Source organism: Faecalibacterium sp. I3-3-33, assembly GCF_023347295.1.
Classification (GTDB): Bacteria; Bacillota; Clostridia; order Oscillospirales; family Ruminococcaceae; genus Faecalibacterium.
Map to the genome: position 1 here is coordinate 1,356,036 of NZ_CP094469.1, position 23,225 is coordinate 1,379,260.

The following is a 23,225-nucleotide window of genomic DNA, read 5'->3' on the forward strand; positions in this document are numbered from 1 at the left end:
TACTATGATCTTGATTCACCGGGGCATCTGCGGACGCTCCGGTGAACTTTTTTATAAGGGATAATTCCGGTGCACCCGACAGCAAAAACTTGCAAAGGGTGAAAAACCGCGCTATACTTACTTACATTATAGAGGTAAGGAAACACGGGAAGGGGAGAGAATATGCTGTTCCGGTTGCCGATCGTCAAGTTTTTCAACCGCATCCTCAACCGCATCACGGTCACGGTGGTGCTGGTGGCGTTGCAGCTTGCATGGCTGGCGTGGGTGTTTTTTGCCCTCACCACCGGTACGGCACGGGTGTGGGTCACAGGGACACTCAACGGGCTGAGCCTGCTGATCATTCTGTATCTGGTGCGCAAGGACGAAAACAGTGCCTATAAGGTGGGCTGGATCGCCCTCATCGGGCTGCTGCCGCTGCTGGGCGGGGCACTGTATCTGGCCTTTGGCAACAAGCGCCCTTCCCGCCGCCTGCGCAGCAAAATGCAGGCAGTGGAGCAGGCACACCGGGCAGACCGCGTCCAGCAGCCCGGGCAGACCGCCAATCTGTGCGACGAAAACCGGGGCGTGAGCCGCTACCTGACCCAGTACGGCTGCTATCCTGCATGGCAGAACACCACCGCTCGGTATTTCTCCTGCGGCGAAGCCATGTATCCGGCGCTGCTGGCCGACCTTGAAAAAGCGGAGAAGAGCATCTTTCTGGAGTTTTTCATTGTCAGTCAGGGCAAGATGTGGCAGGGCGTGGAGGACATCCTGCGCCGCAAGGCCGCGCAGGGGGTGGACGTGCGGCTGATCTACGACGACTTCGGCAGCCTGCTGGGTCTGCCCAAGGACTTTGTGGTGCGCATGGAGCGGGCGCATATCCGCTGCATCCCCTTTAACCCGGTGGTGCCGCTGCTTTCGCTGGTGATGAACCACCGCGACCACCGCAAGATCGTGGTGATAGACGGCAAGGTGGCCTACACCGGCGGCATCAATCTGGCAGACGAATATATCAACGCAATCACCCGCTTCGGCTACTGGAAGGACGCGGGCCTGCGCATCGAGGGCGCTGCGGTGTGGAACTTTACCGTAACGTTTCTGGATTTCTGGAACGCCTTCCGTCCCTTTGAGCAGGATTACAGCGCCTTCCGTCCGCAGTTTGCGGTGCTGCCTGCCAGCGATGGGGTAGTGCAGCCCTACGCGGACAGCCCGCTGGACGAGGAGCCGGTGGCAGAAACGGTCTATCTGGATATTTTGGCACAATCACAGCAGTACGTTTATTTTTATACGCCCTATCTCGCCATTGGCGAGGAAATGCTGGACGCGCTGCGCAACGCCGCCAAGCGCGGGGTGGATGTGCGGCTGGTGCTGCCGGGCATCCCGGACAAAAAGCTGGTGTTCCGGCTGAGCCGCTCGTACTATCTGCCCCTGCTGCGGGCGGGGGTGCGCATCTACGAGTACACCCCGGGCTTCCTCCACGCCAAGTGCTGCGTCAGCGATGACCGTGCGGCGGTGGTGGGCAGCATCAATATGGACTACCGCAGTATGTTCCTGCACTTCGAGTGCGGGGTGTTGCTGCTGCAAAACAGTCAGGTGCTGGCTTTGCGGGACGATGTGCGCCGCACCCTGCCCCAGTGCCGGGAGGTGCAGTGTGCGGACTGCCGCACCGGGCTGGCCGGTACGGTGCTGGACAGCGTACTGCGGCTGCTTAGCCCGCTGATGTAAACACCTGCTCATAAAATCCCGCGCGGCGGGGTACACTAGCTCCAAAGCCTGCGTCTGCAATGCAGGCACGGAAAGGGAGCGTATGTGACGATATGAAACAGGCATCGCGATGGTTTTTGTGCTGCACGCTGGCGGCAGCACTGGCATTGACCGGCTGCGGCAGGGGAAGCTCCGGCAGCAGCTCCGGCCCGATGAGCGGCAGCACCTCTGCGGGCAGCAGCGCGGCGCAAAGCGCGGCGTGGCGCACCGGGCTGGGGGTTCTGACCGAGACGACCGGCACAGACCGTGCGGGCAACATCCACACCGTGGCGGCTGCCGTGCTGCTGGATGCAGACGGCAAGCTGGCAGGGGTAACACTGGACGAGCTGGAGCTTTCAGTCAGTGCGGACGGCACCGGCAAGGTGACCACCCCCACCGACACCCGCACCAAGCGCCAGAAAGGGAAAGACTACCCACTGGCAGAGGTGTCCGGCCTGAAAAAGGGCTGGGCAGAGCAGGCAGATGCCTTTGGCAGTTGGCTTGAGGGCAAGACCCCGGACGAAGTGAAGAAGCTGAAAACGGATGCGGACGGCAAATCCACCGACGCGGACCTTCTCTCCGGCTGCACCATCGCGGTGGACCGCTACCGGGATGCCGTCGTCCGCGCCTGTGAGAATGCGCAGGTGCTGGGCGCTGCCCGGGGTGATACGGTCAAACTGGGCGTAGAAGTGGCAGAAATGCCGCAGGGGCTTGCGGGCACAGATGACAAGGACGCGCAGGTACAGGCAAAAATCACGCTGGCGGTGGTGACCATGGACGAGAACGCCCGGGTGACCAGCGCCATCGGCGATATGACCGAGCCGGAGCTGACCGTCAGCGCGGACGGTACAGTGTCTGCCCCGCGTGAGCCGGTCTACACCAAAAACGAGCTTGGCGACCGCTACGGAATGCGCAGTGCAAGCGCGTTAGGCAAGGAGTGGTACGAGCATAGCGCAGGCTGGTGCGGCTACCTGAAGGGCAAAAACGCCGTGGAGATCGGAAAACTTTCCGCAGACGGCACGGACGCTGACCTGAAGGCGCTGTGCACCATCTCGGTCACCGACCTGCAAAAGGCGGTACTAAAGGCCATGGCGGAGCAGTAGGGGCGATTTAAAAATACTATTATAATTTGTGGCTCAGAAACGCCTACAGGCGTTTCTGAGCCATTTTTCATGTACATTTTCCCACAAAAAGCGGGCTTATGGGCGGGACAAAGCAGTGCATTGTGCAAAAAATACAGATTTCCTCTTGCAAAACGGCGGCAAACGCGCTATTCTATAACCACAGTTTACCACTTTAGCATGGTAAAATGATAAATCGAGAGGGAAGCGGGACGGCGAACGTCCCCTATGGGAGGAAAAAGATATGAAACTCAAGCGTATTGCAAGTGCATTTCTGGCCGGTGCTCTGGCACTGAGCCTTGCAGCCTGCGGCGGCAGTGCATCCACCTCTGCGGCGGCGTCTGCGTCCGGCAGTGCAGCCGGTTCGGCTTCTGCCGCAGCAGGCAGCGATCTGGATTACATCAAGGGCAAGGGCAAAATGGTCATCGGCTATACCGTGTACGAGCCCATGAACTACACCGATGCCGACGGCAACTTTACCGGCTTTGATACCGAGCTTGCCACTGCTGTGTGCGCAAAGCTGGGCGTAGAGCCGGAGTTTGTGGAGATCAACTGGGACACCAAGGTGGTGGAGCTGGACGCCAAGAGCATCGACTGTATCTGGAACGGCATGACCTTGACCGAGGATATCATGGCCAACACAGCCACCACCAAGGCCTACGCCAAGAATGCACAGGTCGTGGTGGTAAAGGAGGACACCGCCTACACCTCCACCGCCGACCTTGCCGGTAAGACCGTAGTAGCCGAGGCCGGTTCCGCCGGTGAGGCTGCCATTCAGGGCGATGAAAACCTTGCCAAGGCAGACTACGTTTCTAAGAGCGTGCAGACCGACTGCCTGATGGAAGTGGCTGCCGGTACGGCAGATGCCGCTGTGCTGGATCTGACCCTTGCCAATGCCATGATCGGTGAGGGCACCGACTACGCAAGCCTTGCGATCGTGGATGAGCTGAACGCGGAGGAGTACGGCGTGGCTTTCCGCAAGGGCAGTGATGCCGCCGCCGCAGTGGACGCCGCCTTTGATGAGCTGAAGGCCGACGGCACCATGCAGGCACTGGCCGAGAAGTACGAGCTGGCGCTGGCCGACTGAGCCGGGCGTAAAACAAAACGATAGATGGGTGTGTTTTTGTGTCTGTGATCCTTGGGCGCCTTTCCGGCGCGTTCCTGCTCAACTGTGAGCTGTTTGCCCTTACGCTGCTGTTTGCGCTGCCGCTGGGGCTGGTGGTGGCCTTTGGCTCCATGAGCCGGTGCAGGCTGCTGTCCGGTGCGGTAAAGACCTTTGTCTGGGTCATCCGCGGTACGCCGCTGATGCTGCAGATCATCGTCATTTATCTGGGCCCGGGTCTGCTGGGCATGAATAATCCGTGGCCCTCCGGCTCCGGCGGACGCATGGTGGCGGCGGTGGTGGCCTTTGCCATCAACTACGCCTGCTATTTTTCAGAGATCTACCGCGGCGGCATCGAGGCGGTGCCCAAAGGGCAGACCGAGGCCGGGCAGGTGCTGGGCATGACCCGCACGCAGATCTTTTTCAAGGTCACCCTTTTGCAGGTGGTCAAGCGCATTCTGCCGCCCATGGGCAACGAGATCATCACCCTTGTCAAGGACACCTCGCTGGCAAATACCATCGCCAACAAGGAGATCATCATGATGGCCAAGGAGTACAGCGCAAAAGGCCTGATCTGGCCGCTGTTCTCCACGGCGCTGTTCTTCCTTGTGTTCGTAGGCGCGCTCACCCTGCTGTTCAACTGGGCTGAAAAGAAACTGGATTATTTCCGCTGCTGAGGAGGTTTTTAAGAATATGGCATTACTGGAAGCCTCCGGCATTGGCAAAAATTTCGGAGATACAAAGGTCTTAAAGGATATTTCTCTTACTTTGGAGCAGGGCGAAGCGCTGGCCATCATCGGCTCGTCCGGCTCCGGCAAGACCACACTGCTGCGCTGCCTGAACTTTCTGGAGCGGCCGGACACCGGCTGCATCCGGGTGAACGGCGAGACCATGTGGGACGCCGCCGACCCCGCCACCCAGCGGGAGAGCGAGATCCGCAAAAAGCGGCTGCACTTCGGGCTGGTGTTCCAGAACTTCAACCTTTTCCCGCAGTATACCGCCTTGCAGAATGTGATGCTGGCAGGGGAGCTGCTGGCAAAGGAGCGCCCGGACTACCGCGCCAACAAAAAGTCGGTGCACGCCCAGCTGGAACAGCAGGCGCGGGAGCTGCTGGCGCAGATGGGACTTTCGGAGCGGGCAGACCACTACCCGCACCAGCTTTCCGGCGGGCAGCAGCAGCGGGTGGCCATTGCCCGGGCGCTGGCACTGCACCCGGACATCCTCTGCTTCGACGAGCCCACCAGCGCCCTTGACCCGGAACTGACCGGTGAGGTGCTGCGGGTGCTGCGGGAGCTGGCCGACCGCAAGACCACCATGATCATCGTGACCCATGAGATGCACTTTGCCCGGGATGTGGCTGACCGCATCCTGTTCATGGACGGCGGTGTGGTGGTGGAGGAAGGCCCTGCAAAGCAGCTGATCGACCACCCACGCGAACAGCGCACCAAACAGTTTCTGGCACACTACACGGAGTGAGCAAAATCACCAATTCTTTACGCAAAAAAGCGGAAATGTTGATGCAAACCAAATCTTGCAAAACCGGCGCTGCTCCGCTATAATACCACTCATGAATCCTTACAACGTCCTGCCGCTTTTCCGGCAGGGCGTTTTTCACGGCAAAAAATGCAAACATCCATCTTTTTTGTGTGGGCAGGAGGTATATTTCCATGACCAAAGATATGACGCAGGGCAGCCCGCTGAAGCTGATCCTTGCCTTTGCTGTGCCGCTGATGCTGGGCAGCCTGTTCCAGCAGTTCTACAATCTGGCCGATACCATCATCGTGGGTCGGTTCGTGGGCGTGGAGGCGCTGGCGGCGGTAGGCAGCGTGGGCGGCCTGAACTATCTGGTGCTGGGTTTTGTCAACGGCATTGCCTGCGGCTTTTCCATCCCCATCTCATGGACCTTCGGTGCCCGCGACCACCACGAGATGCGCCGCTACACCGCTAATACCGTGTGGCTGTCTGTTGCATTTGCCACGGTGCTCACCATCGTTACGGTGGCTATGACCCGGCTGGTGCTGGTGTGGACGAACACCCCGGCCGATATCATCGACCTTGCGGATGTGTATATCCGCACCATTTTTGCGGGCATCCCTTTCACCCTGCTCTATAACGTGACCAGCGCCCTGATGCGTGCACTGGGCGACAGCAAGCGCCCGCTGTATTTTCTGCTGGTGGCCAGCGTGCTGAACATCGGGCTGGACCTTGCCTGCATCATTGTGTTCAACATGGGCGTGTTCGGCGCCGCCTTTGCCACCGTGTTCAGTCAGGCTGTGGCGGGCATCGGCAGCCTTATTTACATCATGCGCCACTACCCGGAACTGCGCTGGAATAAGGAAGAAGGCCGCATCAGCGCACCGCACTGCGCAAAGCTTTGCGCCATGGGCATCCCCATGGGCTTGCAGTGCAGCATTACCGCCATTGGCAGTGTGGTGCTGCAGGGCGCAGTGAACGGTCTGGGCAGCGGCATCGTGGCCGCGCAGACCGCCGGCGGCAAGGCTGCGCAGTTCCTCAGCGTGCCGCTGGAGAGCATCGGCACCGCCATGACCACCTACACCAGCCAGAATATGGGCGCGAAGGATCTGGATCGCGTGAACCGCGGCGTGAACACCGCACTGGGCATCGGCTGCGTGTACAGCGTGGCCTCCTTCCTCATCCTGCGCGTGCTGGATAAGCCCCTGATCGGCCTGTTTTTGGACGCAGGCGAGACCGCCATTATGGCCAATGCGCAGGACTTCATCTTCTGGAACAGTGTGTTCTACATCCCGCTGGCAGTGCTTATCATCTACCGCTACACCATTCAGGGTCTGGGCCACTCCGGCCTTGCCATGTTTGCCGGTGTGGCCGAGATGATCGCCCGCGCCATGGTGGGCTTCTGGTTCGTGCCGCTGTGGGGCTACTTTGCCGCCTGCATCGCAAACCCGGTGGCATGGTTCTTTGCCTGCTTCTTCCTGATCCCGGCCTATTTTGTGGTGTTCCGCAGACTGCAAAAGGAAAAGCAGCAGGAAGCCGCCGCAAAGGCACAGTAAGGGTTCACAAAAAGTGCTTTTTCTTTTCGCCTTTTCATGCTATAATAACAGGTAAATACGGCTTTGCCGTAACAGGGCAGGGCAGGGGCAAACCTGCACTGCCGGGGCAATGCCCGCAATTGCGGCGGGCGGGAAATACAAAAAGAGAGGCGAATCGAGATGTTGGATATGATCAAATGCAGCACCGGCGGTGCGTACTATGCACGCGGAGAGTGGGTCCCCGCAGACGGCAACGCACCCGCAGCACTGGCTGCAAAGGGCTTTGATGCCGCTGCCGTTGCCACGGCTAAGACCGGTACCATGGCCTACAATATTATGCAGGCACACAATACCAGCGGCGATGCCGAGAACCTGAAGATCAAGTTTGATGCCATGGCAAGCCATGACATCACTTTTGTGGGTATTATCCAGACTGCCCGTGCTTCCGGGCTGGAAAAGTTCCCCATCCCTTATGTGCTCACCAACTGCCACAACAGCCTGTGCGCTGTGGGCGGCACCATCAACGAGGATGACCACCGCTTTGGCCTGTCCGCTGCCAAAAAGTACGGCGGCATCTTTGTGCCCCCGCACATGGCAGTCATCCACCAGTATATGCGCGAACGCTTTGCCGGCTGCGGCAAAATGATCCTTGGCTCGGACTCCCACACCCGCTACGGCGCACTGGGCACCATGGCCATCGGTGAAGGCGGTGGCGAGCTGGCAAAGCAGCTGCTGGGCCGCACCTATGATGTTGCTCGCCCGGGCGTGGTGGCTATCTACCTGACCGGCAGTCTGCCGGCGGGCTGCGGCCCCCACGATGTAGCCATTGCCCTTGTGGGCAAGCTGTTCAAGAGCGGCTACGTCAAAAACAAGGTCATGGAGTTTGTTGGCCCCGGCATTGCCTCCCTGCGGCAGGATACCCGCAACGCCATTGATGCCATGACCACCGAGACCACCTGCCTGTCCTCCATCTGGGAGACCGATGAGACTACGCAGCGTTTTCTGGCAGTGCATGGCCGTGCAGCAGACTATAAAAAGCTTGCACCGGCTGACCTCGCCTACTACGATGGCGTGGTGGAGGTGGATCTTTCTGCCATCCGTCCCATGATCGCCCTGCCTATGCACCCCTCCAATGCCTTTACTATTGAGGAGCTGAACGCAAATCTGGAGGACATCCTCCACGCCTGCGAGCAGGATGTGCAGAAGCTGATCGGCCGCAAGGACGTGCAGCTGGATCTGTGCAGCAAGATCGAAAACGGCAAGCTGCGGGTAGATCAGGGTGTCATTGCAGGCTGCGCAGGCGGTCTGTACGACAGCATCTACGAGGCTGCTTCCATCCTCAAGGGTCACACCGGCGGCTGCGGCGACTACGCCCTGAGCGTTTACCCCGGCAGCCAGCCCATCATGATGGAGCTGGTGCGCACCGGCGTCATCGGCGAGCTGATGGCCAGCGGCGCTACCATCCGCACCGCCTTCTGCGGCCCCTGCTTCGGCGCAGGCGATGTGCCCGCTAACGGCGCACTGTCCATCCGTCACACCACCCGCAACTTCCCCAGCCGTGAGGGCTCTAAGCCCGGCAGCGGCCAGCTGTCCGGTGTGGCACTGATGGATGCCCGCAGCATTGCAGCCACTACCGCCAACGGCGGCATCCTGACCCCCGCCACCGACATTGACTACGATCCCACCGTGCCGGAGTACCAGTACGATGCTTCCAGCTACGACACCCGCGTGTATCAGGGCTTTGGCAAGGGCGATTACGACGCCCTGCTCAAGTTCGGCCCCAACATCAAGGACTGGCCAGAGATCGCACCGCTGGGCGACAACCTGCTGCTGAAGGTGGCTTCTTATATCACCGACCCCGTCACCACCACCGACGAGCTGATCCCCTCCGGCGAGACTTCCTCTTACCGTTCCAATCCGCTGGGTCTGGCAGAGTTCACCCTCAGCCGCAAGGACCCGGAGTATGTGGGCCGCGCCAAGGCTGTGCAGGCCGAAGAAAACGCCCGCCGCGCCGGTGCAGGGGACGCCGCCCTGCTGGCAAAAGTGAACGCCGTGCCCGGCTGCGAGCAGCTGAGCTGGAACGATATCCAGATCGCTTCTACCATCTTTGCAGTCAAGCCCGGTGACGGCTCTGCCCGCGAGCAGGCCGCCAGCTGCCAGCGTGTGCTGGGTGCCGGTGCCAATATCGTTACCGAGTACGCCACCAAGCGTTACCGCTCCAACCTGATCAACTGGGGCATGTTGCCCCTGCAGCTGGCAGGTGCCACCCCCTTTGGTCTGGGGGACTATGTGCTCATCCCCAATGTGCGGGAAGCACTCAAGGGCGATCTGCAGAGCATCAAGGCCTACGTTCTGGGCGATACCGTCAAGGAGTTTGAGCTGTATATGGCTCCGCTCACCACCGACGAACGCCAGATCCTGGCCGACGGCTGCCTGATCAATTTCTATAAGCACTAAGGAAGTAACCCACTATGTCCTGTGACCTGCATATCCATTCCACCTGCTCCGACGGTGCTGTGCCCATTGAGCGGCTGGCACCCATCGCCGCCCGCACCGGGCTGCACGCCATCGCCCTTTCTGACCACGACACCCTGCTCAGCGCCCAGTACGCCTATGCCCACACCGGGCAGGACGGGGTAGAGCTGATCCCCGCCGTGGAGCTGACCGGCTACGACTTTGAGCGGCAGCATCGGGTGCACCTGCTGTGCTACTACCCGGACGTGGACTGCCCGGCGCTGCGGGAGCACTGCGCCATCATGAAGGAGCGCCGCAACGCCTGCGCTTTGCAGAGCGCAAAGGAGCTGGAGCAGCTGTACTCGCAGTTTACCGCCGACCTTGCGTGGGAGACCACCAAGGCCAGCGGGGTACTGTTCAAAAGCGGGCTGATGCAGGCGCTGGAACTGCTTGGCCTGACCGATGGCAGCATCTACGGCGAGACCTACCACAAGCTGTTCGGGTGGAACCCCCGGGGCATCGTGCTGCACTCGCCGGAGTATCTGCCGGTGCGGCAGGTGCTGGCTACCGCTAAAGCCAGCGGCGGCGCGGTGGTGTTTGCCCACCCCACGGTGTACAAAAGTATGCCCCTGCTGCGGGAGCTGGCGGCAGAGGGCGCAGTGGACGGCATAGAGGTGTACCACCCCAGCAACAGTGCGGAGGACAGCGCCGAGTGCCTTGCACTGTGCAAGCAGTACGGCCTTGTTGCAACTGCGGGCACGGACTTCCATGGCCGCAACCACAAGCATCCCCACCCCATCGGCACCTGTACCGCACCGGACGAAGCCGCAGCACAGCTGCGCGCCATCGCCGAAAAACGTAAAAGAGAGAGGACGTAAAGACCATGAGCAAGGAATTTTCCTTCCCGAACAAGGGAACCTGCTCCAAGCAGACCAACTTTGTGCTGAACGATGACCACACCATTGCATCCATCGAGGTCGTCGGCGGCTGCAACGGCAACCTGAAGGGCATCTGCCAGCTGCTTACCGGCATGAAGGCAGAGGACGCCATTGCCCGTCTGGATGGTACGCTGTGCGGCTTCCGTAGCACCAGCTGCCCGGACCAGATCGCCAAGAACCTGAAAAAGGCTCTGGAAGAGATGAACTAAAATCCACCGGAGAGCCGCTGCACAGAGTTTTGTGCGGCGGCTCTCTTTTTGCGCGGGGACGATTTTGAATGCCCGCCGCTATGCTCTGGGCATGAATAGCGGAAAATTATTTTAAATTAGTGCAATGCCGGGCAGCCTGCGGGCTGTCCGGCATTGCACTTTTGAGGGAGTGTTTTAAATGATTTTGCGCTGCGCTTTATGTCACAATTTGTACGCAATTCCAGCAAATAAGGGAGGATGTAAAAAATCTATACACCGGGCGGGGTTTGTTTGTTGTTCAAGTTCACTTTGCGGGGTATACTGTTGCCATAGAGAGCAGCACGATGAAGGCTGTGAAAAAGATATTTTTGAAGCAGGGAGGCTTTTTTATGTACTATTCCAGTGGCAACTATGAAGCTTTTGCACACCCCAAAAAGCCGGAGGGCGTGGATCATAAATCCGCTTATATCATCGGCTCCGGTCTGGCAGCTCTGACTGCTGCCTGCTATCTGGTGCGCGACGGCCAGATGAAGGGCGAGCACGTCCATGTGTTTGAAAAGAACGCACTGGCCGGCGGTGCCTGCGATGGCTACAAGTACGATATCGGCTATGTGATGCGCGGCGGCCGCGAGATGGACAACCACTTCGAAGTTATGTGGGATCTGCTGCACTCCATTCCCTCTCTGGAGACCGAGGGTGCCAGCGTGCTGGACGAGTATTACTGGCTGAACAAGGAGGATCCCAACTTCTCCCTGTGCCGTGCCACCGTCAACCGCGGCGAGGATGCCCACACCGATGGCAAGTTCGGTCTGTCCGATAAGGGCGCCATGGAGATCATGAAGCTGTTCTTTACCCCGGACGAGCAGCTGCAGGATAAAAAGATCACCGATTTCTTCGATGACGAGGTGCTCAACTCCAACTTCTGGATGTACTGGCGCACCATGTTCGCCTTCGAGAACTGGCACAGCGCACTGGAGATGAAGCTGTACCTCAAGCGCTATATCCACCACATCGGCGGTCTGCCGGACTTTACCGCCCTGCGCTTTACCCGCTATAATCAGTACGAGTCCATCATCCTGCCCATGGTGCACTATCTGGAAAGCTTTGGCGTGCAGTTCCACTACAACACCAAGGTCACGGATGTGAAGTTCGACATCCAGAAGGGCCGCAAGCTGGCAAGCTCCGTCACCGTGGAGCACGCGGGCGAGACCACCAACATTGACCTGACCGAGAACGACCTGCTGTTCATCACCAACGGCGGCTGCGTGGAAAGCTGCACCGTTGGTGCACAGAATAAGGCCACCGGCTTCGACCCCACCATCCAGCCCGGCAACGGCTGGGATCTGTGGAAGAAGATCGCCGCACAGGACCCCTCCTTCGGTCACCCGGAGAAGTTCTGCTCTGAGCCGGAGCTGAGCAACTGGGAGAGCGCCACCATCACCACGCTGGACGACAAGATCCCTCAGTATATCCGCAAGATCTGCAAGCGCGACCCCTTCAGCGGCCACACCGTCACCGGCGGCATCGTTACCGTCAAGGACTCCAGCTGGCTGCTCAGCTGGACGCTGAACCGTCAGCAGCAGTTCAAGGACCAGCCCAAGAACCAGCTGTGCGTCTGGGTGTACGGCCTGTTCAGCGATAAGCCCGGCGATTACGTCAAGAAGCCCATGCGTGACTGCACCGGCCGCGAGATCTGCATGGAGTGGCTGTACCACATCGGTGTGCCCGAGGATCAGATCGCGGAGCTGGCAGAGCACAGCGCCAACACCGTGCCGGTGATGATGCCCTATATTGACGCCTTCTTTATGCCCCGCGCCATGGGCGATCGCCCCGATGTTGTGCCCGAGGGTGCTGTGAACTTTGCCTTCCTTGGCCAGTTTGCCGAGACCGCCCGCGACACCATCTTCACCACCGAGTACTCCATGCGCACCGGTATGGAGGCCGTGTACACCCTGCTGAACATTGACCGCGGCGTGCCCGAGGTCTGGGGCAGCACCTACGATGTGCGCGCCCTGATCGATGCCACCGTGAAGCTGCGCGATGGCAAGAAGATCACCGACATGGATCTGCCGCTGATCCCGCGTCTGGCTCTGAAGGAAGCCCTGAAGAAGATCGAGGGCACCGACCTTGAGAAGTTCCTCAAGGAATATAACGCTATCTGATATTTTCCTCTCCTCCGATAGACCCGGCAACGGGTCAACATCCCCCTAAAAAAGACCTCTCCGCTGCTCTGCGACAGGGCACGGGGAGGTCTTTTTTGTGTAAAAATGGTACAATGTGCGTCAAAATAAAGCGGAACGTGAAAATAATTTGTACCAAAAGAATGATTTTGGCTTGTTTGCAGCGGCGTTCTGTGCTATGCTAGAACTATTGAAAGGGCAGGAGGGAAGAGCCTGCCCCAAATGCGATACGCCAAAAATAAAAGGAGGTCGTTTTCCTGTGAAACAACTTATTTCCCGTCGCAGCTTTTTAAAGGCTGCTGGTGTGACCGCTGCCGCTGCATCCATGGCCATCGGTGCGCCTGCCGCATCGGCCTGCTGGCTTGGTGATAAGTCTGACGTCACCATCCTGTACACCAACGATGTCCATACCTACATCGACAAGCAGAGCCCCAAGCTGACCTACGCCGCCATTGCCGACCTGAAGCAGAGCTATCAGGACGCCGGCAAGGATGTGCTGCTGGTGGATGCAGGCGACCATGTGCAGGGCACCGCCTACGGCTCCATGGACGAGGGTGCTTCCATCATCAAGCTGATGAACGCTGCCGGTTACGATGTCGCCACCCCCGGCAACCACGAGTTTGACTACGGCATGGACCGCGCTAAGGCCATCATGAAGGAAGCCGACTTCCCGTACCTGTCCTGTAACTGGGTAGACCTGCGTACTACGCTGCGGGTGCTGCCCTCCGTCAAGGTGTTCGTGCGCGGCGGCAGACGCATCGCCTTTGTGGGCGTTACCACCCCTGAGACCTTTACCAAGTCCACCCCGGCCTACTTTATGGATAAGGCACAGCGCAAGTACATCTACGATATTCAGGGCGGCGAGGACGGCAAAAAGCTCTATGACGCCGTGCAGAAGGCCATTGATAAGGCAAAGCTTCTGGCAGATGTGGTCATCGGTTTGGGCCATCTGGGCGTAGACCCCTCTTCCTCTCCGTGGACCAGTGAGGAAGTCATTGCCCACACCAGCGGCTTTGACGCCTTTATCGACGGCCACTCCCATACCGTAATGGAGAACAAGCAGGTGCAGGATGCCTCCGGCAAGGCTGTCACCCTGACCCAGACCGGCTCTTACTTTGCCAACGTTGGCGAGATGACCATCGCTGCGGACGGCACCATTACCACAAAACTCATCCCCACCCACGAGGGCATGGATGCAGGCATTGCCGCCATGCAGACCAGCTGGGTGAATACTGTGGACGATATGCTGGGCGAGAAGATCGCTGTGGGCGACAGCGATTTCTATGTTTCCGACCCCGCCACCGGTAAGCGCCGCATCCGCTCTGCCGAGACCAACCTCGGCGACTTTGTGGCTGACGGCATCTACACCTACTTCAACGAGGTGGAAAAGCTGCACTGTGACGTGGCCATCATGAACGGCGGCGGCATCCGCGCCGATGTGCCAGCAGGCGACTGGACCTTCAAGACCTGCAAGCAGATCAGCCCCTTCGGCAACGTGGCCTGCCTGATGTCGGTCACCGGCAAGCAGATCCAGGACGCATTGGAGTTTGCAGCCCGCTTTGCAGGCGAGGGCGGCAAAGAGAACGGCGGCTTCCTGCAGGTGGCCGGTGCTACCTACGAGATCCACACCGATATCCCCAACACTGTGCAGACCGACGAGAAGAACGTCTGGATCGGCAGCGCCACCGGCACCCCGCGTGTGCAGAACGTGAAGATCTACGATAAGGCTTCCGGCAGCTATCTGCCGCTGGATCCGGGCGCTACCTATGCACTGGCCGGCATGAACTACACTCTGCGCAATCTGGGCGACGGCTTTGCCATGTTTGACGGCGCAGAGCTGATCAAGGACTATGTGTCCGAGGATTATCTGGTGATGTCTACCTACGCTATGATCTTTGATGGCGCAGATGCTGCGGGTCTGCCGCACCTGTCCAGCGCCAACAGCCCGCTGGCCGCTTACCCCGGCTACCTGCTCAACTACGAGCAGCCCTACGGCGCAGGCCGCATTACCATTCTGTAAAAGAAAGCCCTATCAGGGCAGGTCAACTGTATAGCAAAAAACCGGGCAGTCTGCGGGCTGCCCGGTTTTTTGTGCAGTACGAATGATTGGAAATGCGCTCCGCTATCCCATTTTCACGGGGTAATTATGCGCAGAGCGAACGCGGAGCGCATTTTAAATCGTCCCGCCCCCGGCAGGGGTGACTCTTCAAAAGTCTCCTATGACCCACAGGGGTTTTGAAGAGTCATGAACAAAAAGCAAAGAAAACTGCGTTTTCAGACCATGACTCTTCATCTTGAAGAGTGAGCTTTCAAACATAGATACGCTTCTTTTTCGTCACTCTTCAAAAATCCAAAGTAGTAATAGAGTTATGACTCTTCAAGTTTTGAAGAGTCACGGCCTTGCGGCTGCAGTTCGGAATGATATAAACAGAAAAGCCACCTGAGTTTCCTCAGATGGCTTTGTTCTGGTTGGGGATGAGAGAATCGAACTCCCACAAGTAGAGTCAGAGTCTACCGCACTACCACTATGCAAATCCCCAATATTCTATTGTGTTTTGCGGGGTGAACCGCTCAACGTGTGCTATTATACGGGAAAAGCCCGGAGTTGTCAAGCATATTTTTGAAAAAAGTTGTACTTTTTTGGAAAATGCCGCAGCAGCGCCGAACAATTTGCACCGGAGCGCTGCCACGCTTCGGCAGGTTCTGCGCACCGCACCGCCTATACTGGAAGGTACAAAACCTTGCAAAGTACCAGAAGGAGGATGCCTATGCCGGAACGAACCACACAAAACGCCCAGACCCTGCTTTCACCCCGCGTCCCGCGGGACACCGAGCACGAGCGCTATCACCCGGAGCTGGAGGAGGAACTGAAGGAATGCCTGTTCTGTTTGAAGCGCAACGAGATGATGTTTGACATGGAGGTGGATACCGACCTGATCGAGCAGCGCATCTACGAGCGGCAGGCGCTTTTGTGCCGCTACCGGTACTTACTGGCGCGCGCCCGTGAGCTGGGGCTGCATACGGTGCTTACCCGCTACCAGCCCATGGGCAGGTAAATTGGCTTAGCGAAAAAATCTTGACAAAAGCCGCGCTGCGTGATATCCTATTACAAGATAAAAGCGTACCGGAACTATGTCCGGCGCGATAAATTTTTGAGAGTTAGAGAGGTTTCTATCATGGAGCGTATTAAGACTATTGCTACTCGTGACCTGACCAAGAGCGTTAAGACCGGCGGCTGCGGCGAGTGCCAGACTTCCTGCCAGTCCGCTTGCAAGACCTCCTGCGGCGTGGCTAACCAGCAGTGCGAGAACAGCAACAAGTAATTTCTGCAAACCTTATGCCGCCTTTGCCGGGCGGCATTTTTTTGTGTAATCTGGAATGGAGTGTAAAATGGTACATCAGTATCAATTGAACGGTTATAACATTGTGCTGGACACCTGCAGCGGCTCGGTGCACGTTGTGGACGAGGTGGCCTACGATGTCATTGCCATGTACCCGGAGCATACCGCAGACGAGATCGTTGCCGCTATGCTGGCAAAGTACGGCAGCCGCCCGGATGTGACCGAGGAGGATCTGCGTCAGTGCATCGACGACGTGACCAGCCTGAAGGAAAACGGCAAGCTGTGGAGCCCGGATGTCTATAAGGACATGGCCTTTGACTTCAAGAACCGCAACACCGTGGTAAAGGCGCTGTGCCTGCACGTTGCCCACAGCTGCAACCTGAGCTGCTCTTACTGCTTTGCCTCGCAGGGCCGCTACCACGGCGACCGCGCCCTGATGAGCTTTGAGGTGGGCAAGCGCGCCATGGACTTCCTGATCGAGAACAGCGGCACCCGCCGCAATCTGGAAGTGGACTTCTTTGGCGGCGAGCCGCTGATGAACTTTGATATGGTCAAAAAGCTTGTGGCCTACTGCCGCGAGCAGGAAAAGATCCATAACAAGAACTTCCGCTTTACCATGACCACCAACGGTGTGCTGATCGATGATGATGTTATCGACTTCTGCAACAAGGAGTGCCACAATGTGGTGCTGAGTCTGGACGGCCGCAAGGAGGTCAACGACCGCTTCCGTGTGGACTGCGCAGGCAACGGCAGCTACGACCGTATCGTGCCCAAGTTCCAGGAGTTCGTAAAAAAGCGCGGCGACAAGAACTACTATATGCGCGGCACCTATACCCACTTTAACACTGACTTCACCAACGATATCTTCCACATGGCAGACCTTGGCTTTACCGAGCTGAGCATGGAGCCGGTGGTCTGCGACCCCAGCGACCCCAGCGCCCTGACCGAGGCCGATCTGCCCATCCTGAAGGAGCAGTACGAGATCCTTGCCAAGGAGATGATCAAGCGCGACCGCGAGGGCAGAGGCTTTACCTTCTACCACTACATGATCGACCTGACCGGCGGCCCCTGCATCTATAAGCGCATCTCCGGCTGCGGCTCCGGCACCGAGTACATGGCCGTTACCCCTTGGGGCGATCTGTACCCCTGCCACCAGTTCGTGGGCGACCCCAAGTACCTGCTGGGCGATATCTGGAAGGGTGTCACCAACACCGCCGTGCGGGATGAGTTCAAGCACTGCAACGCCTACGCCCGCAAGGAGTGTCAGGACTGCTGGGCAAAGCTGTACTGCTCCGGCGGCTGCGCTGCCAACTCCTACCATGCCACCGGCAGCATTACCGGCGTGTATGAGTACGGCTGTGAGCTGTTCAAAAAGCGCATGGAGTGCGCCATCATGATCAAGGTTGCTGAGAATCAGGAGCTGGCTGCCAAGGGCATCGAGGTGCCCATTGAGCTGGGTTCTACCTGCAACGCCTGCGCTGACGGCGAAGCCTGCGAATGAGCATGACCACCCCCATCGTGGATTTTGTGCGCAGCTATGCACAGTCCGGCACTGCCCGGCTGCACATGCCCGGCCACAAGGGGCAGGGCCTTTTAGGCTTTGAGCCGCTGGATATCACCGAGATCTGCGGCGCAGACGAGCTTTACGCGCCGGAGGGCATCATTGCCGAGAGCGAGGCTAACGCCACCCGGCTGTTCGGCACGGCGCACAGCTATTACAGCACCGAGGGCTCGTCCCAGTGCATCCGTGCCATGCTGTTTCTGGCGCTGCAAGGCGCACCGCAAAACGGTAAGCGCCCGGTGCTGCTGGCCGCCCGCAACGCCCACAAGGCGCTGCTGTATGCGGCGGCGCTGCTGGATTTTGATATCCGCTGGCTCTGGCCGTCTGCGCAGGCAGAGGGTGCACTGTGCAGCTGCCCCGTCACAGCCGAAGCGCTGACCGGGGCTCTGCACGCGCTGGCGCAGCAGGGGATAAGCCCCTTTGGCGTGTACGTCACCAGCCCGGATTATCTGGGCGGGGTGCAGGACATCCCGGCGCTGGCGGCAGTCTGCCGGGCGCAGGGCGTGCCTTTGCTGGTAGATAACGCCCACGGCGCCTATCTGCGCTTTCTGCCGCAGAACTGCCACCCCATCGCGCAGGGCGCGGCCATGTGCTGCGACTCTGCCCACAAGACCCTGCCGGTGGTCACCGGCGGTGCGTATCTGCATCTGGCGCACGATGCCCCTGTGCAGGACGAAGCAGCCGTGCGGGGCGCGCTGGCGCTGTTCGGCTCTACCAGCCCCTCTTACCTGATTTTGCAATCGCTGGATGCCTGCAACGCAATGCTGGCAGGGGACTACCCCCGGCGGCTGGCGCAATGCTGCGCAGCGCTGGAAGGTCTGCGCCGCAGCCTGAACAAGGCTGCAGCGGCGCGGCAGTGCCCGGTGCCGCTGGCAGTTGCCGGGGCGCAGCAGGAGCCGATGAAGCTCACGCTGGACGCTGCCGCCCTTGGCTGCACCGGCACGGCGCTGGCAGAAGCCCTGCGCTGCGCACAGATGGAGTGTGAATACGCCGACCCCCGCTATGTGGTGCTGATGTTCACCCCGGAAAACCCGCCGCAGGACTACACGCGCCTGCAAACCGCGCTGGAGCAGCTTCTGGCTGCTGTGCCTGCCGGGCTGCTCCGCCCCGAGAACCGGGCAGGGGAGTTTGCTGCCTTGCAGCAGCAGGCGGTGCAGCGCTGCACTATCCGGCAGGCGGTGCTGGGCGCACAGGTGCGCGTCCCGGTGCACAAGGCGCTGGGGAGTGTGTGCGCCATGCCTACGGTGTCCTGCCCGCCCGCCATCCCTGTGGCGGTCAGCGGCGAGGAGATCACCCCGGCGGCCATCGCCCTGATGCAGCGCTACGGCATCGAGGAACTCTCGGTGCTGCGATAAAGATTTTATAAGAAGAGAACCCGGAAGGTCTGCGGACCTTCCGGGTTCTCTATATTTATTCTTAAATATCCGTCCGGGGTGTGGCGCACATCTCCCAGAAGTGCAGCTCGTGCTCCGAGCAGGCGCGGAAGATCGCGCGGCAGCGGGCGGCACGCTCCGGCGAAAGGCCGGTGCAGGCCACCTCGGCACGCTCTGCCCATGCACGGCAGGCGGCATCGTAGCCGGGACCGGCGTAGTCCAGCACCAGCGCGCCGTAGTAGGTGTCCTTTACGGCGGGGGAGCGCTGCAAAAGCTTCTGAAATAGCCACCCGTAACTCAGCATACAGGGCAGGCAGGCCATCAGGCACTCGGCCTCGCCCTCGCCGGTGCGGGCAGCGTCGATCATGCAGTCCAGATAGGCGCGGTTCTCCGGGCGCAGGGGCAGGGACTGGATATCGGCTTCCCGCAGACCGTACTGTTCCAGATACCGCAGCCGGGTCAGGTCCTCGTTCTCCTGCACGAAGGACAGCAGGGAATAGTAGGTACGCATGGCCGCCATGGTGGTGGCCTTGGTCATGCCCCACGCAAAAATTTTGGCGTATTCCCGCAGATACAGGCTGTCCTCCACAAGGTAGCTTTTAAAGCAGTCCTCGCTCAGGGTACCGTTTTCCATCTTTTGCAGAAACTCAGTCTGTAAGCACTGCTCCCACACGGGCAGGTCGGCCTGTACCAGCGCCGAAACGAAGGGCAGGTCAGTCACGGACAAAATCTCCCTTCAGGTTGAAGGTGTGATCCATGGGCCCGGAGCCGTGCCCCAGATCCAGCATGGCAGACAGACAGCCGGAAATGTAGGCCTTGGCGCGCTCCACAGCAGTGTCAAGGTCATACCCCTTGGCCAGATTGGAGGCGATGGCGCTGGACAGGGTGCAGCCGGTGCCGTGGGTGTTGGGGTTTGCAATGCGCTTGCCCTTGAACCACTTGCCGGTGCCGCCCTGCCACAGCAGGTCGTCAGCATCGTTGATCTGGTGGCCGCCCTTGCACAGCACGGCGCAGCCGTAACGCTCGCTGATGGTGCGGGCAGCAGCTTCCATGTCGGCGGCGTTTGCAATGCGCATGCCGGACAAGATCTCAGCCTCCGGGATGTTGGGGGTGAGCATCTCGGCCAGCGGCAGCAGCTTTTCGGTCAGCGCCTGCACGGCATCGTCCTGCAGCAGCTTTGCGCCGGAGGTAGCCACCATCACAGGGTCCACTACGATATGCTTTGCGCCGTAGAAGTGCAGCCGCTCGGCAATGGTGTCGATGAGCGGGGCAGAGGATACCATGCCGATCTTCACCGCGTCCGGGTAGATGTCGGTGAACACGGCATCGAGCTGCTGCGCCAGAAACTGTGGCGTGGTGTCAAAAATGGCGGTCACACCAGTGGTGTTCTGTGCCGTCAGGGCAGTAATAGCGCTCATGGCAAACACGCCGTTGGCGGTCATGGTCTTGATATCGGCCTGAATTCCGGCGCCGCCGCTGGAATCACTGCCGGCAATGGTCAATGCAGTTTTCATGGATAAAATGCTCCTTTGCAGCAAAAATGCGGATATGCCCGCAAAGACATATCCGCAGATAAAAGCGCTATCTCCCTACGTTGGCATGATCCAAATCAGGTCACAGGTCAGGCAATACAGCCCACTCTCAGCCCGCTTGCACGGGCTCCCTTTTTATACTAGAAAGCATACCACAATCGGGGAAAAGATGCAAGAAAACTTCGCGGATGCTGCTAAAGCCTTCACCCCTTGGGGGAAGGCTTTCAAAGCGGTAAGCACTTCAGCAAAAATACGCAGCAGATGTTATTTTATTCACCCAATGCGGTGCGGATGTTGTCCAGCACCTTTTTGCTCAGCAGAACGAAGGCCTGCTTGGTGCGGCCTGCGGACACATTGGCGCAGCGCACATTTTCCCGGGCAAAGAAGTCCTCGGCCACAGGGCCTGCGGCGGCGCGGGTGTCGCAGAAGAAATGGGTGCCGGGCTCGTCCAGCCACTTTTCCAGCGCAGCGGAATCAAAGCCGGGGCCGATGGAGGTGTTGAACAGCACCTTGCCTGCGCCCAGCTGGGCAAACTCATTTTCGCCCAGCAGCAGCACGTTCTTGTTCAGGCAGGTGAACACCACTTCGCTGTCTGCCAGCAGCTGGGGCAGGGGCTTGAAGGTCATACCGGCAGCCTCGGCGTCCGGCTTTGCGCTGCGGGCAAAGTAGCTGATCTCTGCGCCCATAAATTGCAGCGCATCGGCGATCATCCGGCCAGAAACGCCCAGACCCACAATGCCCACCTTTAGCCCGGTGATCTCCACCGGCTCGTCCCGCAGCATGGGCATTCCAAAGCCGTGCAGCAGACCGGTCAACTCGTGCAGAACGTACTCCACAACGCCGCGGTCGCCGTAATCCCGGATGCCCAGCACCTGGATGCCCCGGGTGCGTGCGTAGGCGATATCCACGTTGGCGCTCTCCTCAGAGTACAGGCTGCAGCACATGCCGATATAGCGGATGTTGGGGCACTGCGCAATGACTTCCTTGCCCATGCGGGAGGTGTAGCTCAGCAGCACGGCGTCGGCGTCCCCGATGCGGCGCACCATCTCATCGTCGCTGCCGGGCACGTCCCGGTACAGCACCACCTCTTTGGCGTAGCGGTGCAGTTCCTCCTCGGCAGAGGAGATCAGGCTGACAGGCTCAATGGCAACAAGCTTTTCAAACATGACGGACTCCTCCTTATATTAGTAGAAGCAGACGGGCGAGGCCAGATTGCGCAGCAGGGAGACGGCGCTCCAGCCCGCGATGGCGCTGGTGGAGGAGCAGATATCCACCACGGCCTTCACGCCCTCGATCTCGGCAGTGATGCAGTGGTCGTCGCCCACCCAGCCGGGCACAGAGTGCATGGTCACACCGGTGATCTCGGGGCCGGTGGTGGCCAGAGAGGTAGCTACCGCCACGTTCACCCGGCGGGGGAAGGTAGCAATGGCCTGCTTTGCATTGCCGGTGAACACGGTGGTCTTTTCGGTGTCGGTCAGCAGATGCTCTGCCCACACAGGCGTGTTGCGGAAGCCCTTTGCACCGGTATGGGTCTCGATGCCGGCAGTCTCCGGCAGGCCCTGCGCCTGTGCCATCAGGGTGACCGTTTGCAGCACGTCAAAGCCGCCGATGGCACCGCTGGCCAGATGCACCTTGGCACCGCCCTCCACGGCGGCTGCCTTGACCTGTGCGTAGAAATCCAGATCTGCAAAGGCACCGATGGACAGAATGACCAGATTGACGCCCCGCTTCAGCACCGGAATGGCCATAGCGCGCACCGACTCCACCGAGGCGGCCTCCACGATGTACTCCGGCTCAAGTGCCAGCAGTGCGTCCACGTCCTCACAGACGGCGCAGCTGACATTGGCGGCGGTCTTTTCAGCCGAAGCGCGGGTGCGGCTGGTCACGCCCACCAGCTCGTAGTCCGGCAGAAGACCCTTCTTCCACGCGTCAGCCACGATGTTGCCTAGAAAACCGCAGCCCACAATACCCAATTTTGTTTTCATATCCGTATCCTAAACTCCTTTTTTCTGCCTGTGGCAGCATATTCAAAACCAGTATACCATATCGGGTGCAAAAAGGAAAATGATGTTTGCGGCAGCCCGGCGGGGCAGGACATAAAAAGTTAACAAAATAAATTACAAATAAATTACAAAACCCTATTGCAAAATGGTTTCAAAAGAGTTACAATATGGTTACAGCAAGGGCAAAGCCCCAAGGCTGTGTGTGAAATCTTTTTCTTCTTGTTTTTGGGATACTGGGCGCGGATCCTCCTCCTCCGGCTGTTCTCCTTCACAGCTATGATCCATGCGCCGCACAGGCAGTGTCCCGCTTCGTGTGCAAAAGGGCTCGTCCGCTGTTTCGGACGAGCTTTTTTGCGTTCTGCAAGCCCTATTTTGCCCGCAAAAGTGATACTTCAAAAATCAAAGTATGACCAATGCCCGAAAACGCTTGGCAATTTGTCTGTTTTTCCGCAAAGGACAATTATAAAGTTTGGCGCGGCAGGGGTTTGTATTCTTGCGGGCTTTGTGGTAAAGTATATACAATCAATTTATAAGCAGCAAACATGAATGATTTTGATGCTGATTGTATCGGATGCGTTAAGGTGTATCTGAAAACAAAGAAAATGACGAATATTTCGCAAGCACAAGCGGGATTTAAGGCAAATAGCCGCAGGAATCCTTTGTGGATTTCAAGGCTGTTTAACGCAAAATCCGGCTGTGCTT

General features: G+C 59.0%; 19 protein-coding genes, 1 tRNA gene and 1 riboswitch. Of the genes, 15 read left to right on the forward strand and 5 right to left on the reverse strand.

Features of this window, described 5'->3' with window-relative positions; all coding sequences use genetic code 11:
- Positions 1–162: 162 nt before the first annotated feature.
- The 11 genes from cls (at position 163) to MTP39_RS06555 (ending at position 14,733) form a co-directional block, all read left to right on the forward strand.
- Complete coding sequence (gene cls / locus MTP39_RS06505; RefSeq protein WP_249241918.1) at positions 163–1,704, forward strand: cardiolipin synthase; 1,542 nt, start codon at positions 163–165, stop codon at positions 1,702–1,704.
- A 92-nt stretch (positions 1,705–1,796) separates the two neighbouring features.
- Positions 1,797–2,825, forward strand: a complete 1,029-nt coding sequence (locus MTP39_RS06510) for a hypothetical protein (RefSeq protein ID WP_249241919.1) — start codon at positions 1,797–1,799, stop codon at positions 2,823–2,825.
- A gap of 262 nt (positions 2,826–3,087) precedes the next feature.
- The gene (locus MTP39_RS06515) at positions 3,088–3,930 is read left to right on the forward strand and encodes a transporter substrate-binding domain-containing protein (RefSeq protein ID WP_249241920.1); all 843 of its coding nucleotides are present in this window, start codon (positions 3,088–3,090) and stop codon (positions 3,928–3,930) included.
- Between the two features lie 44 nt (positions 3,931–3,974).
- Positions 3,975–4,622, forward strand: coding sequence for an amino acid ABC transporter permease (locus MTP39_RS06520; RefSeq protein ID WP_005926715.1), 648 nt, complete (start codon positions 3,975–3,977; stop codon positions 4,620–4,622).
- 16 nt (positions 4,623–4,638) lie between these two features.
- On the forward strand, positions 4,639–5,421 hold the full coding sequence (locus MTP39_RS06525) for an amino acid ABC transporter ATP-binding protein (RefSeq protein ID WP_249241921.1): 783 nt from the start codon (positions 4,639–4,641) through the stop codon (positions 5,419–5,421).
- 191 nt (positions 5,422–5,612) lie between these two features.
- Positions 5,613–6,974 (forward strand): MATE family efflux transporter, encoded by a 1,362-nt coding sequence (locus tag MTP39_RS06530; protein WP_249241922.1) that lies wholly within the window; start codon positions 5,613–5,615, stop codon positions 6,972–6,974.
- A 168-nt stretch (positions 6,975–7,142) separates the two neighbouring features.
- Positions 7,143–9,410, forward strand: coding sequence for a hydratase (locus MTP39_RS06535; protein WP_442899424.1), 2,268 nt, complete (start codon positions 7,143–7,145; stop codon positions 9,408–9,410).
- 14 nt (positions 9,411–9,424) lie between these two features.
- Complete coding sequence (locus MTP39_RS06540; RefSeq protein ID WP_249241924.1) at positions 9,425–10,285, forward strand: PHP domain-containing protein; 861 nt, start codon at positions 9,425–9,427, stop codon at positions 10,283–10,285.
- Positions 10,286–10,290: 5 nt separating this feature from the next.
- Positions 10,291–10,554 (forward strand): TIGR03905 family TSCPD domain-containing protein, encoded by a 264-nt coding sequence (locus MTP39_RS06545; RefSeq protein ID WP_113992109.1) that lies wholly within the window; start codon positions 10,291–10,293, stop codon positions 10,552–10,554.
- A 368-nt stretch (positions 10,555–10,922) separates the two neighbouring features.
- Positions 10,923–12,695, forward strand: a complete 1,773-nt coding sequence (locus tag MTP39_RS06550) for an oleate hydratase (RefSeq protein ID WP_249241925.1) — start codon at positions 10,923–10,925, stop codon at positions 12,693–12,695.
- A 277-nt stretch (positions 12,696–12,972) separates the two neighbouring features.
- Positions 12,973–14,733, forward strand: a complete 1,761-nt coding sequence (locus MTP39_RS06555) for a bifunctional metallophosphatase/5'-nucleotidase (protein ID WP_249241926.1) — start codon at positions 12,973–12,975, stop codon at positions 14,731–14,733.
- A 446-nt stretch (positions 14,734–15,179) separates the two neighbouring features.
- Here the strand turns inward: MTP39_RS06555 and MTP39_RS06560 are convergent.
- Positions 15,180–15,253, reverse strand: a tRNA-Gln gene (locus tag MTP39_RS06560).
- Between the two features lie 228 nt (positions 15,254–15,481).
- On the opposite strand from MTP39_RS06560, the gene MTP39_RS06565 reads away from it, so the two are divergent.
- The 4 genes from MTP39_RS06565 to MTP39_RS06580 all read left to right on the forward strand — a co-directional run bounded on the left by MTP39_RS06565 (position 15,482) and on the right by MTP39_RS06580 (position 18,970).
- A complete protein-coding gene (locus MTP39_RS06565) occupies positions 15,482–15,769 on the forward strand; it encodes a DUF2508 domain-containing protein (RefSeq protein ID WP_249241927.1) in 288 nt (95 codons plus the stop codon).
- A 120-nt stretch (positions 15,770–15,889) separates the two neighbouring features.
- Positions 15,890–16,036 (forward strand): six-cysteine ranthipeptide SCIFF, encoded by a 147-nt coding sequence (gene scfA, locus MTP39_RS06570; RefSeq protein ID WP_005926683.1) that lies wholly within the window; start codon positions 15,890–15,892, stop codon positions 16,034–16,036.
- Positions 16,037–16,103: 67 nt separating this feature from the next.
- Positions 16,104–17,555 (forward strand): thioether cross-link-forming SCIFF peptide maturase, encoded by a 1,452-nt coding sequence (scfB, locus tag MTP39_RS06575; protein ID WP_044960665.1) that lies wholly within the window; start codon positions 16,104–16,106, stop codon positions 17,553–17,555.
- Complete coding sequence (locus MTP39_RS06580; protein ID WP_249241928.1) at positions 17,552–18,970, forward strand: amino acid decarboxylase; 1,419 nt, start codon at positions 17,552–17,554, stop codon at positions 18,968–18,970. Before scfB ends, MTP39_RS06580 begins: the two co-directional genes overlap by 4 nt.
- Before the next feature lie 61 nt (positions 18,971–19,031).
- Here MTP39_RS06580 and MTP39_RS06585 read toward each other — a convergent pair whose 3' ends face one another.
- From MTP39_RS06585 to MTP39_RS06600, 4 genes are all read right to left on the reverse strand, one after another.
- Positions 19,032–19,709 carry a TENA/THI-4 family protein gene (locus tag MTP39_RS06585; RefSeq protein WP_118657739.1) on the reverse strand — a complete coding sequence of 226 codons (678 nt, stop codon included), beginning with the start codon at positions 19,707–19,709 and terminating at the stop codon, positions 19,032–19,034.
- Entirely contained in the window at positions 19,702–20,502 is an 801-nt protein-coding gene (gene thiD / locus MTP39_RS06590) for a bifunctional hydroxymethylpyrimidine kinase/phosphomethylpyrimidine kinase (RefSeq protein WP_249241929.1), read from the reverse strand. The genes MTP39_RS06585 and thiD overlap by 8 nt, the downstream gene beginning before the upstream one ends.
- 55 nt (positions 20,503–20,557) lie before the next feature.
- A riboswitch (TPP riboswitch) is annotated at positions 20,558–20,664 on the reverse strand.
- A gap of 125 nt (positions 20,665–20,789) precedes the next feature.
- Positions 20,790–21,686 carry an NAD(P)-dependent oxidoreductase gene (locus tag MTP39_RS06595; RefSeq protein ID WP_249241930.1) on the reverse strand — a complete coding sequence of 299 codons (897 nt, stop codon included), beginning with the start codon at positions 21,684–21,686 and terminating at the stop codon, positions 20,790–20,792.
- A gap of 18 nt (positions 21,687–21,704) precedes the next feature.
- Positions 21,705–22,505: an aspartate dehydrogenase domain-containing protein gene (locus tag MTP39_RS06600; RefSeq protein ID WP_249241931.1), complete on the reverse strand. Its 801-nt coding sequence runs from the start codon at positions 22,503–22,505 to the stop codon at positions 21,705–21,707.
- Positions 22,506–23,225: the final 720 nt, after the last annotated feature.

Coding starts and splice junctions, on each gene's coding strand:
- cls (WP_249241918.1), top strand. CDS start 163: ATGCTGTTCCGGTTGCCGATCGTCAAGTTTTTCAACCGCATCCTCAAC.
- MTP39_RS06510 (WP_249241919.1), top strand. CDS start 1,797: ATGAAACAGGCATCGCGATGGTTTTTGTGCTGCACGCTGGCGGCAGCA.
- MTP39_RS06515 (WP_249241920.1), top strand. CDS start 3,088: ATGAAACTCAAGCGTATTGCAAGTGCATTTCTGGCCGGTGCTCTGGCA.
- MTP39_RS06525 (WP_249241921.1), top strand. CDS start 4,639: ATGGCATTACTGGAAGCCTCCGGCATTGGCAAAAATTTCGGAGATACA.
- MTP39_RS06530 (WP_249241922.1), top strand. CDS start 5,613: ATGACCAAAGATATGACGCAGGGCAGCCCGCTGAAGCTGATCCTTGCC.
- MTP39_RS06535 (WP_442899424.1), top strand. CDS start 7,143: ATGATCAAATGCAGCACCGGCGGTGCGTACTATGCACGCGGAGAGTGG.
- MTP39_RS06540 (WP_249241924.1), top strand. CDS start 9,425: ATGTCCTGTGACCTGCATATCCATTCCACCTGCTCCGACGGTGCTGTG.
- MTP39_RS06545 (WP_113992109.1), top strand. CDS start 10,291: ATGAGCAAGGAATTTTCCTTCCCGAACAAGGGAACCTGCTCCAAGCAG.
- MTP39_RS06550 (WP_249241925.1), top strand. CDS start 10,923: ATGTACTATTCCAGTGGCAACTATGAAGCTTTTGCACACCCCAAAAAG.
- MTP39_RS06565 (WP_249241927.1), top strand. CDS start 15,482: ATGCCGGAACGAACCACACAAAACGCCCAGACCCTGCTTTCACCCCGC.
- scfA (WP_005926683.1), top strand. CDS start 15,890: ATGGAGCGTATTAAGACTATTGCTACTCGTGACCTGACCAAGAGCGTT.
- scfB (WP_044960665.1), top strand. CDS start 16,104: ATGGTACATCAGTATCAATTGAACGGTTATAACATTGTGCTGGACACC.
- MTP39_RS06580 (WP_249241928.1), top strand. CDS start 17,552: ATGAGCATGACCACCCCCATCGTGGATTTTGTGCGCAGCTATGCACAG.
- thiD (WP_249241929.1), bottom strand. CDS start 20,502: ATGAAAACTGCATTGACCATTGCCGGCAGTGATTCCAGCGGCGGCGCC.
- MTP39_RS06595 (WP_249241930.1), bottom strand. CDS start 21,686: ATGTTTGAAAAGCTTGTTGCCATTGAGCCTGTCAGCCTGATCTCCTCT.
- MTP39_RS06600 (WP_249241931.1), bottom strand. CDS start 22,505: ATGAAAACAAAATTGGGTATTGTGGGCTGCGGTTTTCTAGGCAACATC.